Below are 17,048 nucleotides of genomic sequence, written 5' to 3'. Positions count from 1 at the left end.
CTCCAGGGCGAGTGGCTCACCGGTCGAGCCGGAAGCTGCGGACCACGCTCTGCAGCTCGACGGAGGTGTTGGTCAGCTCATTGGCCAGCGACGTCATGCGTGACACGGCGCTGGTCTGCTCCTGGATGACCGTCTGGATGGCCTCCGTGGAGGAGGAGTTGTTGCGCGCCACCAGGGAGATCTCCTCGATGGCCTTCACCATCTCCTTGCTGCCCTCGAGCTGCTCGCGGGCGCTCTCGGAGATGAGGTGCACCCGCTCGGCGCTCTTGCGCACGGTGTCGGTGATGGCGCCCATGGAGCGCAGGATGTTGGAGAGGTCCTCGCGGCCCTCGGACAGCTCCTCGATGCCCTCCTTCATGGCGGACACCACGGAGGTGGACTGGCCGGAGATGTCCCGGGCCAGCTTGGAGATCTGCTCGGCGGAGCGGCCAGCGCTCTCGGCCAGCTTGCGCACCTCGTCGGCCACCACCGCGAAGCCGCGGCCATACTCACCGGCGCGCGCCGCCTCGATGGTGGCGTTGAGCGCCAGGAGGTTGGTCTGCTGCGCCACCTGGGTGATGGCGTCGACGATCTTGGAGATCTCCTGCGTCTTCTCGCCGAAGGCGAACACCTGCTGGCTGGCCGCCTCGATGCGGCTGAACACCTTCTTCACCTTGTCGCCGGCCTCGCGCGCCGCCTTGCTGCCGTCCTCGGCGGCCTGCGTCGTCTGCAGGGCGGTGCGGGCCGCGTCATCGGCGCTGGCCGCCGTGCGCTGGATGGAGCCGGCCATGGAGGTGATGACGGTGGAGGCCTTGCTCACCAGCATCGTCTGGGCCTCGGCGCCGCCGGCGATCTTCTCCATGGACGAGCCCACCTCCTCGGTGGAGCCGTTCACGTTCTCGGCCGAGCGCTGCACCTCGATGGCGGTGTCCGCCACGCTCTTGGCGGTGTCCTGGATCTTGCCCACCAGCTCGCGCAGGTTCTCCTGCATCTTGCCGATGGCGCTGGTCAGCTCGTCGATCTCGTCGCGCGGGTTGGAGGGGTCCGCCTCGACGGGCTTGGACAGGTCGCCCTGGGAGATCTCGAAGGCGGAGCGCGACAGCACGCGCACGCGGTTCACCCGCGCCAGCAGCCGGGGCAGCGTGAGGGCGGCCACGATGGTCAGGAAGAAGCCGATGGGCACCTGCCAGCGCAGGCCCAGCTCGAAGCGCTGGAGCACCGCCATGGCGAACACCAGCGCCGCGCCGAGCAGCACGTACCCGGTGAGGATCTTCCGGTGCAACGAGACGATCCGCTCGCTCCCATCGGCCGCCTCCACGGAGCGGAGGAGCCGCTGCAGGGGCTCGCGGCGGGGGGAGAGACCTGGAGAGAGTTCGTCGCGAAGGGGGCGGCGCACGGGTAGGGCGGATCCAGAAGGACGGCGGGAGCGTGTACGGGTTTAGCCTTGCCGTCCGACAGGGTCAATCTACCGGCCAGACGACCGGAAGTGATCGAAGCCTGCTGGAGGAGGGATCAGCCGTCCGCTGGAATCTTTCACCACCCTGCGTCTTTCTCGGGTCAGCCGGCCGATGCGTGTCACCCGCTCTCCGGCTCGGGCGCACGCCCGCTCGAAAGCTCCCGCGCGCTCTGGAGGGATGGCCAGCAGCAGCTCGTAGTCCTCGCCTCCGGCGAGCGCGCCCTCGGGGCCCAGCTCCACCCGCACCGAGCGTGACATGGGCAGGTGGGCAAGCTCCACCTCTGCTCCTACACCCGACGCCTCGCACAGGTGGCCGAGGTCCTGGGCCAGCCCGTCGGAGATGTCCATGCCGGCGGAGGCGAAGCGGGCGGCCAGGCGCCCCAGCGCCACCCGAGGCTGCGGGCGTCGCTGGCGGAGGATGGCGGGGCCGCGGCGTCTTCCGGCCTGGAGGTGGATCAGCCCCAGCCGCGCCTCGCCCAGCGTCCCGGACATATAAAGGAGGTGTCCGGGCCGTCCGCCGTGCCGGGTGATGGGCGCTCCCCGGAGCTCTCCGGCGGCGGTGAGGGTGAGGGACAGCTCGCGGGCGGAGGTGAAGTTGCCTCCCACCAGGGCGATGCGGTGCGCGCGGGCCAGCGCGCTCATGCCCCGCGCCACCCCGAGCAGCTCGCGCTCCGGAAAGCCCCGGGGCAGGGCGATGGCGCACAGGAACCAGCGCGGCGTGGCGCCCATGGCGGCCAGGTCCGACAGGTTCACCGCGAGCGCCTTGTGGCCGATGTCCTCGGGAGAGAAGTGCGCGCGGGTGAAGTGCACGTCCTCCACCACCGCGTCCGTGGTGACGCACAGCGCGCCGCGCGAGGGCGCGAGCACCGCGCAGTCATCCCCCGGGCCCACGGGCACGCGCGCTCGGGGGAAGGCCCCGAGGAAGCGCTCGATGAGGGAGAACTCGCCGCGCACGGGGGGCTCGGGCTCAGAAGCGATCCGGCTCGGGCAGCGGCGGCACGACGAGCACCGCGCCCTCCCCTGTCTGCGGCGGCCGCGCGGGCAGCACCACGGTGAAGCAGGAGCCCTCGCCGGGCACGCTCTGCACCGTCACCTTGCCGCCGTGGCCCTCGGTGAAGCGCTTGACGATGGACAGCCCCAGCCCCACGCCGCCGAACTCGCGGGTGGAGCTGCCATCCACCTGGTAGAAGCTCTGGAAGATGCGCTCGAAGTGATCCTCGCGGATGCCCACGCCGGTGTCCTCGACGGCGATGCGGTAGCCGGGCGCATCGCCCAGCTCCGGCTGGGGCCCCACCTCGGAGAGGCGGATGCGCACCCCGCCCTGCGAGGTGAACTTCACCGCGTTGGCCAACAGGTTCACCAGCACCTGCTGCAGGCGCCCCTTGTCCGCCAGCACGCGCGGCTGCCGGAACTCCGGGAAGCGCACGTCCAGGTTGAGCCCCTTGCGCTTGGCCTGGGGCGTGACGCTCGATACGGCGCCCACCACCACCTCGGCGGCGTCCACCGGCGCGAAGGCCAGCCGCAGCTTGCCCGCCTCGAGCTGGCTGATGTCCAGGATGGAGGTGATCAGGTCCAACAGCGTGCGGCCCATCTCGGTGATGGACTGCACGCACTGGATCTGCTCCGGGTTGAGCGGCCCGGTGAGGCCCTCGGACAGCAACTCCGAGTAGGCGATGATGGAGGCCAGCGGGGTGCGCAGCTCGTGGCTCACCGTGCCCAGGAAGCTGGACTGGAGCCGGTCCACCTCGCGCAGGCGCTTGTCGAGCGCCGCCATCCGCTCGTCCCGGGCCTGCAGCTCCCGGCCGATCTCCCCGGCCGACTCCTGCTGGATGCGGCTGGCCAGCCAGGTGCGGTGCCCGGACACCATCAGCCCCTCGAGCATGCGGGAGAAGAACGCCGCGGCGCGCGCCAGCGGGGACTCCAGGCCGCGCGCCTTCTCCAGATCCACCCGCTCCTTGGGCAGGGCCGCCTGCTCCGTCTCCGAGAGAGGGCCGAAGAGCACGCGCCCGAGCTCGGAGCCCTCCCAGCGAACGGGCATGACCAGGTAGCGCGAGCCCTGCGGGCAGGGGAGCACGGACAGGGCCGCACCTCCCCCGAGCGCCACCCGGGCGGCGCACTGCTCGCCGCCCTCGCCCGACATGACGTGCGAGCAGAACGCCCCACCCCGCCCCTCGGCCCCGGCCACCCGGGCGCCCTTCACGTCCAGCACCTGGGCGCCCACGCCGTGCAGCTCGACGAAGCCCCGCACCACCTCCGAGAAGGAGGGGCGGTCCAGCAGCTCGGCCAGGGGCGGCTCGCGCAGGATGAGGGAGTCCGGACGCGGGGTGGCGGGCTCACCCCACGACGTGTACTGCTGCTCTCCCTTCATGCCGCACCTCCTCCCGAGACACCCTCGGCCTGGTAACGCCCTGCCAGCGTAGTACCCCCCAGGTCCAAGTGGCTGAAGATCCGACCGAGGAACTCCTCCTCGCTCAACCCGATGTTGCGCGTCAGGTTCGCGTCCGCGTCGAGCCGCTGCCAGGCCGCCTGCATGAGCGCGTGAAACGTCTCGCACACGCCCTCGCCCCGCAGGGCCACGGCCCCCACCACGGGCTCCCGGCCGCGGCGGCGCACCAGGTCCAGCTCCTCCTCCGTGCGCGTGTCGGGCAGATCCCTCTTGTTGAACTGGATGACCACCGGCACCCGGTCCGGATCCAGCCCGTTCTCGCGCATGTCCTCGCGCAGGGAGTGCCAGTAGCGGTTGTTCTCCGGGGTGGCGCTGCGGCGGCTGTCGGCGATGAAGGCCACCGCGTCGGCCGAGCGCAGGACGATGCGTCGCGTCGCGACGTGGATCACCTGCCCTGGCACCGTGAGGATCTTCACCTTCACGTTGTAACCCTTCTCCGAGGAGAAGAAGACTGGCAGAACGTCGAAGAAGAGCGTCCGGTCGTCTCGGGTCTCCACGGACAGCAGGCGGCCTCGCACCTCGGGCCTCGTGCGGGCATACAGGTGGCGCAGGTTGGTCGTCTTCCCACTGAGGCCGGGGCCGTAGTAGACGATCTTGAGCGTGAGCTCGCGCTGGGCGTGGTTGAGTTGCAAGGGCGGAGTTCGAGCAGGCGGAGAGCAGGGCCGTCACTCTCCTCGCCTGGGACGCTCGTTTCTTATAGTGAGGGTGTCCGCCAATGAAAAGCTGCCTGGAGAGGTAGCGAGTGGCGGCTGACGGCATGCTTGGAATGAGTGGCCCAGGTGAGCAGTTTGCCAGGGTCCGGCACCTCACACAGTTGGGGGGAAATGTGCGCGGAAACACCTCGTGCACGGTAGCCGGTCGAACGGTTAGGATCGCAGCGGACGGAGGAGCAAGGCGATGACGATGAAGCAGGTGGACCCAGGCGCGGAACTCGGCGCAGTACCGGTGCTGGATCCGAGCAGCCTGCCCAATGATCTGAACTCGGCGGTGAAGGTGTCCAACCCCACCGACGAGGACATGGGTACGGTGGCGGCCCTGCGTGCCGGCTCCGAGCCGTGGAAGGGTCGAGGCGAGACGCAGGAGGAGAGCCTCCAGGCGCTCACCCAGCTGCGGCCCTTCCTGCATGTGGCGAAGCTGCAGAACCAGGTGGTGGGCTACATCACCGTGGAGCGCGACGGCCCGGTCCCGGGCGCGGCGTACATGCGCAACATCGTGGTGCGGCCGGACCTGCGCAAGCGCGGCCTGGGCATGGTGCTGCTCAACTACGCCATCCAGGTGGCGCGTGACATGTACCGCAAGACGATTGCGCTGCGCGTGGACCCGGCCAACGGCCCGGCGGTGAGCTTCTACCGCAAGGCGGGCTTCACCACGGTGGCCACGGTGGTGTCGAAGAAGTCCGGCAAGCTGCGCCTGTTGATGTCTCGCGAGCTGTAATCGGCTCGCGTCCCGGCGGGAGGAGGCCCCCGTGCCACCTCCCGCCCTTTCGCTCGAGGTGGCCCCGACGGGCCGCCCGCGAGGCTCTCTCCCATGACCACCTCTGCCGAGCACCTGCTGGCTGGCCCCTGGGGGCTGCCCGGGAACCTCGACGCGGAGCTGGCCCGCGCGCTGGAGCAGGAAGACTACGGCACCGCGCTGGCCCTGCTGCGCGATGCCCTTCCTCCAGAGTCCTCTCCCCGCCTGCTGGTGCTGCTCGCCTTCGCGCGCTTCCAGGATGCGCGCGAGGTGATGGTGACGGAGCTGATGCCCGCCTGCCAGGAGGCGCTGGCGCTGCTGCACCGGGCCGCCGAGGCCGGGCTGCCGATGGACGCCATCGCCCCGCTGCGCGAGGAGGTGGAGCGCGTGCTGGCCGAGGAGACGGTGCGCGAGCTCAACGCCGAGCGCATGACGCCCGAGCGCGCCGAGGCCGTGCCCCTGGAGGAGCTGCTCGAGGCCGCCAGCCGCCTGCGCGCCACGCACCCGGAGCGCGCCGCGGAGCTCTTCCTGCTGGCCGCGCGTCGGGATGATCCCGAGCGGGCGCCCATCCACCGCGCGGATGCGGGCATCGCGCTGCACCAGGCCGGCCGCACCGCCGAGGCCCGTCCACTGCTGGAGGCGGCGCTCGCGCAGGACTGGCGCAAGCCGGCGCTGTGGCAGGACAGCCTGCACGTGGACTGGGCCGGGACGCTCCTGCTGGAGCAGGCCCACGCCGCGCGCGACGCGAAGGCCTTCGACACGGTCTGGGCCCAGGCCCTGGCGCAGGGGCGACAGCTCCACCGGCCCTTCCCCGCCAACTGGCTCAACCAGGAGCGTCTGCTCACGCTGCTGATGGCTCGCGGAGATGGCCCTCGCGCCGTGCACGTGGCCACCCGCATCGAGGCCAGCCGCCACTACCTGCCACGTGCGCTCGCCGCGCAGGTAGCAGAAGCGCGCACCCTCGCCAGGCGCCAGTCGGGCCCGCAAGCATGAATAGGAATCGCAGGGCTATGGGGTATCCTGCGATTTATTCGTTTTTCCCGACCTTTCAGCGGATGCTGACGCCCGTATGAAGCCCATCGCGGAGTTGCTGCGCTACCTCTCGCACCCGGCGATCACCGAGATCGCGCTGACGACGGGCCGCTGCCCGATGATCAAGAGCATCAACGGTTACGAGCCGGTGGACAGCGCGGTGCTGACGGACGAGGAGCTGAACCGGACGCTGCTGACGATGGTGGGGCCGGCGCGCGCGGCGTCGGTGTCCGAGAAGCCGATGAAGTGGTCGGTACGGGCCGAGGGCGTGGCGACGCTCGCCGTCGTGGCCGTGCGTCGCGGCGATGGCCTGAGCATGCGCGTGATGCGCACGGGCGACGGCGCTCCCAAGGTGGAGACGCCGGCTCCGGCGGCGGCGGCCAGCCCTCCCGCGGAGCAGAGCCCCGACGAGACTCCCGAGGCCCCCGTCAACCCGAGCGAGATCGTCCCGCCTCCGGTGGCGCCGCTCATTCCGCCCGTCCGGCGGCCGTCCGTCACGGGCCTGCGGGTCATCAAGGCGGGCGCGCCCCAGCCTCCGGCGCCCGAGGCCCCACCGCCTCCGCCCCCCGTGGCGCCTCCCCCGCCGCCGGCCGCGGCGACGCCCCGGATCCAGCCGCAGACGCTCGAGCCGCTGGTGTTCACGCCCGCGGGCAGCATCCAGTCTCCGGTGTCCGCGTCGCTCATCACCCTGCCTCCGGTCAGCGGACAGGCGCCGGCGGCCACTCCGCCAGCCTTCACGCCTCCCGCGAGCGTCCAGGCGGCGGCGATCACGCCTCCGGCTGGCTCCCTGCCGGTCGTTCCTCCTCCGCCGCCGATCCCCACGCCGCCCGGCGGGACCCAGGTCTACGCCTCCGTTCCGCCCTCCTTCCCGCCCGCGGCCAGCGCCCAGCCCCTGGTTCCGCCTCCGCCGCCGGCCCTCACGCCTCCGGCCGGCACCCTGGTTCCGCCTCCGCCGCCGGTCCCCACGCCGCCCGTCGGTGCCCAGGCCTCCCCTCCCGCGCCGCCGGCCTCCACGCTGCCCTTTGGCGATGAGCAGCCCCCTCCCCGGTCGGAGATCTCCTCGATCGATATCACCATCCAGGAGGAGGAGCCGGAGTCCACCCCGGACCACACGCCTCCGGTGGCGTACCGCCCGTCGCTCCCGCCGCGCACGCGTCCCGACTTCTGGAGGGATCTGCCCGCGCTGATGGAGGAGGCCCGGCGCGTGGGCGCGAGCGATCTGCACATCGTCTCGGGGCGGCCCGCGCTCTTCCGTGTCGCTGGCGAGCTGAAGCCGGATGGCGAGCCCCTGCCGCCCAAGCGGGTGGAGCAGATGGTGCTCTCCCAGGTGCCGGCGCGGCTGCGGGCCGTGCTGGACCGGGATGGGAGCTGCGACTTCGCGCTCCAGAGCGAGGCGAGCGGGCGCTTCCGCGTGAACGTGTGCCGCCAGCGCACGGGGTTCAAGGGCTCCTTCCGCCTGCTGTCCCGGGAGCTGCCTTCGCTGGAGTCGCTCGGGCTGCCGCTGGACCTGGCCCTGGCGACGCGCCACCCGCACGGGCTCATCCTCATCACGGGCCCCGCCGGCCACGGGAAGACGAGCACGCTGGCGGCGCTGGTGGACATCCTCAACCGCGAGACGAAGCGCCACATCCTCACCGTGGAGGATCCGGTGGAGCACGTGCACCCGCGCAAGCGAGGGATGGTGAGCCAGCGCGAGGTGGGCACGAACACGCGCTCCTTCGCGACGGCGCTCAAGGGCGCGCTGCGCGAGGACGCGGATGTCATCGTCGTGGGCGATCTGCGCGACGCGGAGACGGTGCGCCTGGCGCTGGAGGCGAGCGAGACGGGGCGCCTGGTGCTCGGGACGATGAACACGCCGACGGCGGCGAAGACCCTGGAGCGGCTGATCGAGCTGTTCCCGCCCACGGAGCAGACGCGGGTGCGGCTGACGCTGGCCTCGCACCTGCGGCTGATCGTCAGCCAGCGGCTGCTGCCGACGACGAACGGCATGGGCCTGGTGGCGGGAGCGGAGGTGCTCCCGGGCTCGGTGAAGCTCAGCCACCTCATCCGCGAGAACGAGCTGTTCCGCCTGGCCGCGCTGCAGCAGCGGGGCCGGGGCCTGGGGGCCATCCGCCTGGACGAGTCGCTGGCGGAGCTCGTCCGCTCCGGGAAGACGACGCTGGAGCTCGCCAAGGGCTTCGCCGAGAACCCGGAAGGGTTCGAGGCGCTGGTGACGGGCACCGCGCCCGAGCTGCCGCCCGAGCCGGGCTCGAGCGGCCGGAAGCTGGGCAACCCTGTCGGCTCGCTGCTGGGCCGCAAGAGCGCATGAGGGGCCGACGATGACCGCCACGCGCATCTCCGCGCTCTTCGACGCGCTCCTGTCCGAGAAGGGGAGCGATCTGCACCTGAGCATCGGCTACCCGCCGATGGCTCGCGTCCGGGGCAAGCTGACGCCGCTGCGCGAGGCTCCGCTCACCGCGGCCGAGGTGGAGGGCATGCTCTTCGAGCTCGTCACGCCCGAGCAGAAGCTGCAGATCACCGAGGAGCTGGACCTGGACTTCTCCTATACGTACGGAGCGAAGGCCCGGTTCCGAGCCAACTACTTCTACAAGGTGACGGGGCTGGCGGGAGTCTTCCGCTTCATCCCCAGCAAGGTGCAGTCGCTGGAGGAGCTGAGCGCGCCGGACGTGATGCGGCGGCTGGCCGAGCGGCGCAGCGGGCTGGTGCTCGTCACGGGCCCCGCGGGCAGCGGCAAGTCGACGACGCTGGCGGCGATGCTGCACCACATCAACCAGAGCCGGCACGTGAGCATCCTCACCATCGAGGATCCGGTGGAGTTCGTGCACGAGCCGCTGAAGGCGCAGGTGACGCACCGGGAGGTGGGGCCGCACGCCTCGAGCGTCGCGACGGCGCTGCGCTCGGCGGCGAGGGAGGACGCGGACGTCGTCCTGGTGGGCGAGCTGAACACGCCGGAGGCCCTCGAGCAGGCGCTGCAGCTGGCGAGCTCCGGGGTGCTGGTGCTGGCCTCCATGTACGCGCTGGGCGCGCAGGCCACGCTGGAGCGCATCCTGCACTCGTTCCCGGAGCAGAAGCAGGCGCAGGTCCGCGGGGTGCTGGCGGACAGCCTGGCGGGCATCCTCTCGCAGCAGCTGCTGCGCTCGGTGGATGGCAAGGGGCGGGTGCTGGCGCTGGAGGTGCTGCTGGGCGGCGGTGCCGTCGCCGCGCTGATCCGCGAGGAGCAGGTGTCCCAGCTCTCCAGCCAGCTGGAGGCGGGACAGGCGCAGGGCATGCAGACGATGGATCAGCACCTGGAGCGGCTGGTGGCGGCGGGCGCCATCACGCCCACGGATGCGCTGGAGAAGGCGCATGACCGCGAGGCCTTCGCCCGGACGCTCCAGCGCCTCAAGCCGGACTTCGAGGTGCCCGCGGACGTGAGGGCGTGACGGGCCCTCGTACAGGGCTCCTGCTCGTTCTCTGGATGATAGCGACAGCTTCCGGGTGCAATGGGTGTGAGCCGCGCGCCAGCCCAGAGCCCATGAGTGTCACAGCGACGCTGGGGCCGGTGACGGCCACTCCCAGCGTCGAGCCAGGCAATGCCATGCCAGAACTGTTGGTGACAGCGGAGGATGCGCGGCGCATCGCCGCGTACCTCTGCACCTTGTGAGAGGCCACCCCATGAGCCCTGTCCCGCACGAGCTGGTGGGTCACTGTTCGGAAACGTCGGGACTTTTCCGGCTCAAAACCCCCGACGTTTCCGAACAGTGGCCGACCGAACCGCGCACGAGCGCCACCGCCTCCCCCGCCATTGTGCTCCTCGTGGTGCTCCTCACGGGAGTCGCGCGGGCCGATCCTCCCGAACCTCCCGCTCAGGAACCATCCACCCCGGCCTCGACCGACACTCCCTCCAGCCAGCCTGCCGAGGAGGAGCCCACCGCGGACACGGCCGACGTGCCGCAGGGCACCGTGGTCACCGCCACACGATTGCCTCGCCCGGTGCGAGACGTGCCCGCGACCGTCACCGTCATTCCCCGAGCGGAGATCGACCGGAACCCCTCGCTGACCCAGGACAGCCTGCTGCGCACGCTGCCCTCGGCGGCCACGTTCCGACGGACATCGAGCCTCGTGTCGGATCCCACGGCCCAGGGGCTCAACCTGCGCGGGCTGGCGCCCTCGGGAGTGTCTCGCAGCCTCGTGCTGGTGGATGGCCTCCCGGCGAATGACCCGTTCGGCGGCTGGGTGTACTGGCGCGCCCTGCCTCGCCTGGGCCTGGATCGCGTCGAGGTCGTCCCGAGCGGTGGCTCGGCCCTGTACGGCAGCGCGGCCCTCGGAGGGGTGGTGCAGCTCTTCTCGCGTCCCATCACCGGCCGGAGCATCGAGGGAGACGTCGCCTACGGGATGCTCGGCACCGGACAGCTCGCCTTGCGAGCCACGGATCGCTGGGGCCCGGTGGGAATCGCCCTCGAGACCGAGCTGTTCACCACCGAGGGGCACCCCGTGGTCTCTCCCGCGCAACGCGGCGCCATCGATCAGCAGGCGCCCAGCAACCACGCCACGTTCAACGGCCGCGTGGAGGTGGAGGCGAGCCCCTCGCTGCACCTGGGCGCACGCGTGGGCCTCTTCCGCGAGAACCAGAACGGCGGCACCACCTTCACCACGGCGCGCGCGGAGTCCGCCCTCCTCGGGGCCAGCGCCCGGCTCACCACGGAGGCCGCCGGCGGCTTCGAGCTCCAGCTCTTCGGACGCAGGCAGAGCTTCGAGCAACGGCGCGCGCGTGTGGCCTCGGACCGCTCGTCCGAGACGCTCGCGGCCTTCCAGGACGTCCCCGCGGACGAGGAGGGAGGCTCGCTCGTATGGACGAGCCCTTCCTGGTCGCTGGGCGGCACCCACGTGCTCGTGGCGGGTGCGGATGCCCGGCGGGTGGAGGGCACCTCCGACGAGCGGCTCTTCCCTCCCACGTCCAGCCCGACCTCCACGGTCCTCCGCCGCACGGGGGGAGGCCAGCGCTTCGGTGGCCTCTTCCTGCAGGACCTCTACACCCTGACTCCCGCGGTGGAGCTGATGGCGGCGCTCCGCTGGGACACGTGGCGCAACGTGGATGGCTCGCGTCGGGTGGAGCAGGCGGGTGGCGCAGTGGACACCGTCTCGTTCGCGGCTCGCAGCGAGCAGCAGCTCAGCCCGCGCCTGGGAGTCCGTGTCCGGCCGCTGGAGTGGCTCACCCTGCGGGCCTCCGGCTACCGGGCCTTCCGGGCGCCCACCCTCAACGAGCTGTACCGCCCCTTCCAGGTGGGCACCGTTCTCACCGCCGCCAACGACGCCCTGCGCGCCGAGCGCCTCGTCGGCGCGGAGGCGGGCTTCGAGGCCTCGGCGCTCCCTGGACTTACCGCGCGAGTGACGGGCTTCTGGAACTCATTGGAGGAGCCCATCACCAACGTCACGCTCGAGACGCCGCTCCCGGATGGCACACAGCGTCAGCGCCAGAACCTGGGCCGCGCTCGGGTACAGGGCGTGGAGACAGGCGTGGACTGGCGGGTGTCGCGCCAGTGGACGGCGCTGCTCGCGTATACCTTCGTGGACGCAACGGTCCGCGATGCGCCCGGCAACCCGGCGCTCCTCGGCAAGCGGCTGGCGCAGGACCCGGCCCATCGAGGCACCGCGATCGTCACCTTCCACGACCCGACCCTCCTCACCGCCACGCTGCAGCTGCGCGTCACCGGCCCCCAGTTCGAGGACGACCTCAACGAGAACGGGATGGGCGGCTACGCCGTGGTGGACGCCTTCGTGAGCCGGCGCCTCTTGGGAGGACTGGAGCTCTTCGCCGCCGCGGAGAACCTGTTCAACCGCCGCTACCTCGTCGGCCGGGCGGGAATCGACACGATAGGCCAGCCCCTGATGGTGCGCGTGGGCCTTCGGCTGCGCGGCACGCCGTGATGGGGCGGCCCGCCGTCAGTTCGAGTCCACGTTGAACCAGCGCCGCAGCTCGTCCAGATCCTCCACGCGCCGCGCGCGCGGGAGGCTCTCCAGGAAGGCCCGCCCGTAGGGCTTCGTCACGATGCGCCGGTCCAGGAGCGCCACCGCGCCCCGGTCCTTCTGCGTGCGGATGAGCCGCCCGAAGCCCTGGCGCAGCGCCAGCGTCGCCTGGGGGAGCTGGTACTGCTCGAAGGCTTCCTCGCCTCGCGCCTCGAGCTGCCGGATGCGCGCGGCCACCAGCGGATCTCCCGGCGAGGCGAACGGGAGCCTGTCGATGATGAGCAGGCTCAGCGCGTCGCCCGGCACATCCACGCCCTCCCAGAAGCTGTGCGCGGCGAACAGCACGCTTGGCATCTCCCGGAACGCCTCCAGCAGCTGCTGCTTGGGCCGCTCTCCCTGCTTCAGCACCTGGTAGGGCAGCCGCGACTTCGTCAGCTCGTACGCGCGCTCCAGGTTGCGCAGGCTCGTGAAGAGCACGAAGGCCCGGCCTCCCGACACCTCGCACAGCCGGAGGATCTCCTCCGCCACGGCCTCGATGAAGCCGGGCACCGCCGGATCCGGCAGGTGCGTGGGCAGGTAGAGCGCCGCCTGCTGCTCGAAGTCGAACGGGCTGGGCACCGCGATCGTCCGCACCTCCGCCACGGGGACGCCCTCGTCGTCGTACAGCCCCATCCGCCGCGCGAAGAAGTCGAACCGCCCCTCCGCCGCCAGCGTCGCCGAGGTGAACACCACCGTGTCCACTCCGCCGTAGAGCCGCCCGCGCATCTCCTTGGCCACGTCGATGGGGCTGGCGCGCAGGAACACGCCCCGGCCCCGCGACTCCGCCCAGTACACGTGGTCCGGCGAGTCCGCCTTCTCCAGGAAGCTCAGCTCCTCCGCCATCTCCCCGCCACGGCGCGCCAGGGCCAGCAGCTCCGGCTCGCGCTCGCTCGCGGTGAAGGAGGACAGCGCCGCCAGGCTCTGGCGCACGTGCTCCAGCGGCCCGGCCAGCATGGCCATCCGGTCCGCCTTCAGCGCCACGCCTCCCTCGGCCCCCGAAAGCCCCAGCACGCGCGGCGCCTGCGTGAAGAGCACCTCCGCGTGCGAGCGCAGCCGCGCCGCCAGCGCCCGGATGGTGCCCATGCGCGAGTCCGTGTCCGGCAGCACAGCCACCGCGTCCCGCGCCAGCTCCTCCAGCCGGTGGTTGGAGACGCTCGTGCCGAACTGTCCGCTCGCCGCGTCCTCCAGGGCGTGCGCCTCGTCGAAGATGACGGCCTCGTACAGGGGCAGCACGCCCTCGGTGCGCCGGCCCGCGCCCTTGAGCGCCAGGTCCGCGAAGAAGAGGTGGTGGTTCACCACCAACAGGTCGGCGGACTCCGCCTCGCGCCGCATCCGCGTCACGAAGCACTGCTCGTACAGCGGGCACTTCGTGCCCACGCACGTGTCCGCCGTGGCCGACAGCCGAGGCCAGGCGCTGAAGTTCTCCGGAATCTCCAGCTCGGCCCGGTCCCCCGTCTCCGTGCGCGTCGCCCACGTCTGGATGAGCGGCCAGTGCCGCACCTCCTCCCGCGAGCCGAACGTCGGATCCTTCGAGAAGGCGTTGAACCGCTGCAGGCACAGGTAGTTGCCCCGGCCCTTGAGGTACGCGGCCTCGAACTTCAGGCCCATGCGGTCCTTCAGCAGCGGCAAGTCCTTGTAGAAGATCTGGTCCTGCAGGGTCTTCGTCGCGGTGGAGACCACCACCCGGCGCCCGGACAGCAGGGCGGGCACCAGGTAGGCGATCGTCTTCCCCGTGCCCGTGCCGGCCTCGGCCAGCAGGTAGCTGCGCTCGGAGAAGGAGCGCTCCACGGCGCGTGCCATCTGGAGCTGCTCCGGACGGTGCTCGTACGCGGGCAGCGCGGCCTGGAGTGCGCCTCCAGGGCCCAGCAGGGTATCGACGTTGAACGAGCGGACGAGCGTGAGGGCCATCGGAGGAGAGCCTCGGTCCAACGAGGCGGTCGGACAAGATAACAGCCTGCCGCGCTCGGGAGATCGGGACTTTTGCCCTTCTCTGCTCGCCTGCCCGCCTGGAGCCGGGACATGCAAGATGACTTGCTCAGACGTTGTGCTTGGAGGGCCCTACCCAATAGGTTGTCGGAGAAGGAGCCGCCGACCAATGCCGTTGCAGCGAACCCTGCAAAACCATATAAGACCGAGCAAATCCAATCTTGGAGCTACTCTCCATGCGGGTCCTTGCCGGCCTCCTGCTGACTGGGTGGTACGTGGTGGGCTGTGTCAGTGCGCCCCCTCTGGCGAGCGCCGGCGACACCGCGAACCATGGCCGCAAGAACGGTCAGGTCTGGGTGCGCGGGCCTTGGGATGCGATCAAGCCATCCACCCAGATGGATGAGGTGATCGATCAGCTCTGCCCTGCGGTCATGGAGCTTCCCGGCGCGCGCGGCAAGGAATACGGCATCGAGTACTGCGGAGCCATCTACACGCTCGGCGATGGAACCTACTACGCCAGCTATCCTTCACCGCTCCAGCGAATGGTCCTGGTGGGGCCTTCCAGCCGCAAGCAGTGCCATCCGCCTCGTTCCGTGACGGATGCCAGGGGCCACACCACCATTGAAGCCGACTTCCACAGCCACCCCTGGGGTCCCTCTCCCATTTCCGATAGAGACAGGCGCGCGGACACCCAGCTCTACTTCGTCCGCGTCCAGTTCGACACGAGGTGCCAGGTCATGAGGCTGCTCCCTCACCTCCATGAGGAGCGCCCCGGCGAACTCCATTTGCGGCAAGGCAAGGACTGGAAGTTGATTGGCCGGATCCTGCCCGAAGACAAAGCCACCGGTACCATCACGCCCGTCCCGGAGTGAACCGTGCGGGCAAGCCCCATCTCCAGACCCGCGCCAACAAGGCTCCCCATGAAGCACAGCCTTCTCTTGTTGCCCTGCGTGTTGCTCACCGCATGTGCCCTCTTCCAGAGGCCGCCACGGCCCGTGCACGCGCCCCCCACCGAGGCGTCGCAAGTCCAATTCCCGCTCGACCTTCCCAAGGAGGAGCGGCTGATCATCCCAGGCGTCACCTTCAAAGCCGTTCAGCTCGCGATGGAGGACTTCCTGCCGTGGGATGTCAGGCCTCACCGGGGCGCTACCGCCGACGAGTTCTGCCTCTACCAGCGGGAGTCCTACGATGTGACCACCGCACCCGGGCCTGAAGGCGTGCTGTTCGTCCGATTCACTGTCCGAGATGGTATCTGCAACACCGAGGGCCCCGTCCTCGACATGGGGGCCACCTACGCCATCGACGTGACAGGCTGGCGCATCCTCGCCATCCAACGCTGACGTCCTGCTGAACGCGCTGTAGGCACCCCGGGTCAGTGGATCGGCCCCACGTGCTCGCTCGGCCCATGCTCGGAGCTGAAGAGGCTCATCGTCCGGGCGATCACCGAGAGCGTCAGGGTGCGCACCACCGAGAGCGTGCCGGTGTCGAGTTCGCTCACGGTACCGTCCACATTGTTCGCCACGTACAGGGAGCGCCCGTCTGGAGAGAGGGCGTCCCCGTGGGTACCCGTGCTCTCTCCCACGGCGATGGAGGCCCGCTGGACCCACGAGAACGGCTGCGACACGTCCACCACCAGTTCCTGGCGCACGCGCGAGCTGACGTCGTCCGTGGCCGCCGACGCAGTGATGAACAGCGTCTTGCCGTCCTGGCTCAGCACGAGGTGCGAGCCCTGGGCCCTGGCCTCATCCGTCCCCCCGAGCCCGCTGGCGCACGACGGCCCGCGATAGAGCAGCGGGAGCTGCCCGGCGATGCTGTCCGTGGTCGCGTCCACCACCACCAGCTGGCCCACCTGGCACGAGGCTCCCGGCGTCGGAGTGCCACCCTCGCGCGGCGTCTCCTGCAGCGAATAGATGAAGCGCCCGTCCCGGCTGGCCAGCGTGTACCCCCCGCCCTTGCCGCCCGTGTAGATGACCTTGAAGCCCGGCGACGGCGCGTCCAGCTCGACCGAGACGATGACTCCAGGCCCCGTGAGGTTGCAGTACGCCCGGCCCGAGACCTTCGAGGTGGCGCAGCCATGCGGCAGGAGCGGGGCGCTCAGCGTGCACGCAAACCCGAGCTCCCCCGCCGAGAACGTCCGCACCTTCTGGATGCCCTTCACGTCCGAGTAGTCGTAGACGCTCAGCACGTCATCGCAGTCGGCGATGTTGCTGACGATGAAGCGCTCGCGCGTGCCGCTGAAGCTGGCCTTGTGGTGCCCCACGCCCAGGCGCACCTCGCCCACGGGCTGAAGGTAGGTGGGGCTCTCGGGTGTGACGTCCACGAACAGCGCCGTGGAGGAGTCCGGCCTGCCGCCCCGGCCATCGTTGAGCGTGAGCCAGTAGCGCTTCCCGTCGCGTGACGGGCTCACGTAGGAGTGAGTCGGCCGCTCGCCGCCCATCGACGAGGAGGCAAAGCGGGCGCGCTCCTCCAGGGTCCGCCCGTCCACCGCGAGCACCTCGTCCCGGCTGGTGAGGTGGAGCATCACCGTGGCGTCCTCCAGCACCTGCAGGTCCGCGGGGCTCGAGACGTCCTGCACCACGCCCTCGCGCTGCCGCCCCGTCTCCACGTCGTAGGAGACCAGCGTGCCCTCCGAGGCCACGAAGAGCGTCGGCTTCAGCGGCTCGGTCCGGGGATCCGGGTCCGGGTTCGGCCCCGGCTTCGAGTCCCCCCCACACGCGCCCAGCAGGGTGGCGGCGACCAGCAGCAAGCTCCTCATCCGACGTGACATGCGGT

Annotated in this window: 14 protein-coding genes; 8 read left to right on the top strand and 6 right to left on the bottom strand. The window is 70.8% G+C overall.

Features of this window, described 5'->3' with window-relative positions; genetic code table 11:
* Nucleotides 1-16: 16 nt before the first annotated feature.
* From KY572_RS30605 to KY572_RS30590, 4 genes are all read right to left on the bottom strand, one after another.
* Nucleotides 17-1,375, bottom strand: coding sequence for a methyl-accepting chemotaxis protein (locus KY572_RS30605; protein ID WP_224247015.1), 1,359 nt, complete (start codon nt 1,373-1,375; stop codon nt 17-19).
* Nucleotides 1,376-1,444: 69 nt separating this feature from the next.
* A complete protein-coding gene (gene thiL, locus KY572_RS30600; protein WP_224247013.1) occupies nt 1,445-2,389 on the bottom strand; it encodes a thiamine-phosphate kinase in 945 nt (314 codons plus the stop codon).
* Nucleotides 2,390-2,402: 13 nt separating this feature from the next.
* Nucleotides 2,403-3,803: an ATP-binding protein gene (locus KY572_RS30595; RefSeq protein WP_224247011.1), complete on the bottom strand. Its 1,401-nt coding sequence runs from the start codon at nt 3,801-3,803 to the stop codon at nt 2,403-2,405.
* Nucleotides 3,800-4,513, bottom strand: a complete 714-nt coding sequence (locus KY572_RS30590) for a GTP-binding protein (RefSeq protein ID WP_224247009.1) — start codon at nt 4,511-4,513, stop codon at nt 3,800-3,802. The genes KY572_RS30595 and KY572_RS30590 overlap by 4 nt, the downstream gene beginning before the upstream one ends.
* Before the next feature lie 265 nt (nt 4,514-4,778).
* On the opposite strand from KY572_RS30590, the gene KY572_RS30585 reads away from it, so the two are divergent.
* The 6 genes from KY572_RS30585 to KY572_RS30565 all read left to right on the top strand — a co-directional run bounded on the left by KY572_RS30585 (nt 4,779) and on the right by KY572_RS30565 (nt 12,272).
* The gene (locus KY572_RS30585) at nt 4,779-5,315 is read left to right on the top strand and encodes a GNAT family N-acetyltransferase (protein ID WP_224247007.1); all 537 of its coding nucleotides are present in this window, start codon (nt 4,779-4,781) and stop codon (nt 5,313-5,315) included.
* A gap of 93 nt (nt 5,316-5,408) precedes the next feature.
* The gene (locus tag KY572_RS30580; RefSeq protein WP_224247005.1) at nt 5,409-6,326 is read left to right on the top strand and encodes a hypothetical protein; all 918 of its coding nucleotides are present in this window, start codon (nt 5,409-5,411) and stop codon (nt 6,324-6,326) included.
* Nucleotides 6,327-6,402: 76 nt separating this feature from the next.
* Entirely contained in the window at nt 6,403-8,673 is a 2,271-nt protein-coding gene (locus tag KY572_RS30575) for a type IV pilus twitching motility protein PilT (protein ID WP_224247004.1), read from the top strand.
* 10 nt (nt 8,674-8,683) lie between these two features.
* On the top strand, nt 8,684-9,787 hold the full coding sequence (locus tag KY572_RS30570) for a type IV pilus twitching motility protein PilT (protein WP_224247003.1): 1,104 nt from the start codon (nt 8,684-8,686) through the stop codon (nt 9,785-9,787).
* A 92-nt stretch (nt 9,788-9,879) separates the two neighbouring features.
* A complete protein-coding gene (locus tag KY572_RS47460; protein ID WP_263452130.1) occupies nt 9,880-10,008 on the top strand; it encodes a hypothetical protein in 129 nt (42 codons plus the stop codon).
* Nucleotides 10,009-10,019: 11 nt separating this feature from the next.
* Nucleotides 10,020-12,272 carry a TonB-dependent receptor domain-containing protein gene (locus KY572_RS30565; RefSeq protein ID WP_407660017.1) on the top strand — a complete coding sequence of 751 codons (2,253 nt, stop codon included), beginning with the start codon at nt 10,020-10,022 and terminating at the stop codon, nt 12,270-12,272.
* A gap of 15 nt (nt 12,273-12,287) precedes the next feature.
* Here KY572_RS30565 and KY572_RS30560 read toward each other — a convergent pair whose 3' ends face one another.
* A complete protein-coding gene (locus tag KY572_RS30560) occupies nt 12,288-14,258 on the bottom strand; it encodes an ATP-dependent DNA helicase (RefSeq protein ID WP_224246995.1) in 1,971 nt (656 codons plus the stop codon).
* Between the two features lie 254 nt (nt 14,259-14,512).
* Between KY572_RS30560 and KY572_RS30555 the strand changes: the two genes are divergently transcribed.
* Nucleotides 14,513-15,148, top strand: coding sequence for a DUF4329 domain-containing protein (locus tag KY572_RS30555; RefSeq protein ID WP_224246993.1), 636 nt, complete (start codon nt 14,513-14,515; stop codon nt 15,146-15,148).
* A 123-nt stretch (nt 15,149-15,271) separates the two neighbouring features.
* Nucleotides 15,272-15,616, top strand: coding sequence for a hypothetical protein (locus KY572_RS30550; RefSeq protein ID WP_317987924.1), 345 nt, complete (start codon nt 15,272-15,274; stop codon nt 15,614-15,616).
* 32 nt (nt 15,617-15,648) lie between these two features.
* Here the strand turns inward: KY572_RS30550 and KY572_RS30545 are convergent, their stop codons facing one another.
* The gene (locus tag KY572_RS30545) at nt 15,649-17,043 is read right to left on the bottom strand and encodes a YncE family protein (protein WP_224246989.1); all 1,395 of its coding nucleotides are present in this window, start codon (nt 17,041-17,043) and stop codon (nt 15,649-15,651) included.
* Nucleotides 17,044-17,048: the final 5 nt, after the last annotated feature.

It is taken from the genome of Hyalangium gracile (assembly GCF_020103725.1).
In the GTDB taxonomy this organism is placed as follows: Bacteria; Myxococcota; Myxococcia; order Myxococcales; family Myxococcaceae; genus Hyalangium; species Hyalangium gracile.
Note: the sequence above shows the minus strand (reverse complement) of the source record. Positions and strands in the feature narration are given on the sequence as shown.

Coding starts and splice junctions, on each gene's coding strand:
- KY572_RS30595 (WP_224247011.1), bottom strand. CDS start 3,803: ATGAAGGGAGAGCAGCAGTACACGTCGTGGGGTGAGCCCGCCACCCCG.
- KY572_RS30585 (WP_224247007.1), top strand. CDS start 4,779: ATGACGATGAAGCAGGTGGACCCAGGCGCGGAACTCGGCGCAGTACCG.
- KY572_RS30580 (WP_224247005.1), top strand. CDS start 5,409: ATGACCACCTCTGCCGAGCACCTGCTGGCTGGCCCCTGGGGGCTGCCC.
- KY572_RS30575 (WP_224247004.1), top strand. CDS start 6,403: ATGAAGCCCATCGCGGAGTTGCTGCGCTACCTCTCGCACCCGGCGATC.
- KY572_RS30570 (WP_224247003.1), top strand. CDS start 8,684: ATGACCGCCACGCGCATCTCCGCGCTCTTCGACGCGCTCCTGTCCGAG.
- KY572_RS47460 (WP_263452130.1), top strand. CDS start 9,880: ATGAGTGTCACAGCGACGCTGGGGCCGGTGACGGCCACTCCCAGCGTC.
- KY572_RS30565 (WP_407660017.1), top strand. CDS start 10,020: ATGAGCCCTGTCCCGCACGAGCTGGTGGGTCACTGTTCGGAAACGTCG.
- KY572_RS30560 (WP_224246995.1), bottom strand. CDS start 14,258: ATGGCCCTCACGCTCGTCCGCTCGTTCAACGTCGATACCCTGCTGGGC.
- KY572_RS30555 (WP_224246993.1), top strand. CDS start 14,513: ATGCGGGTCCTTGCCGGCCTCCTGCTGACTGGGTGGTACGTGGTGGGC.
- KY572_RS30545 (WP_224246989.1), bottom strand. CDS start 17,043: ATGTCACGTCGGATGAGGAGCTTGCTGCTGGTCGCCGCCACCCTGCTG.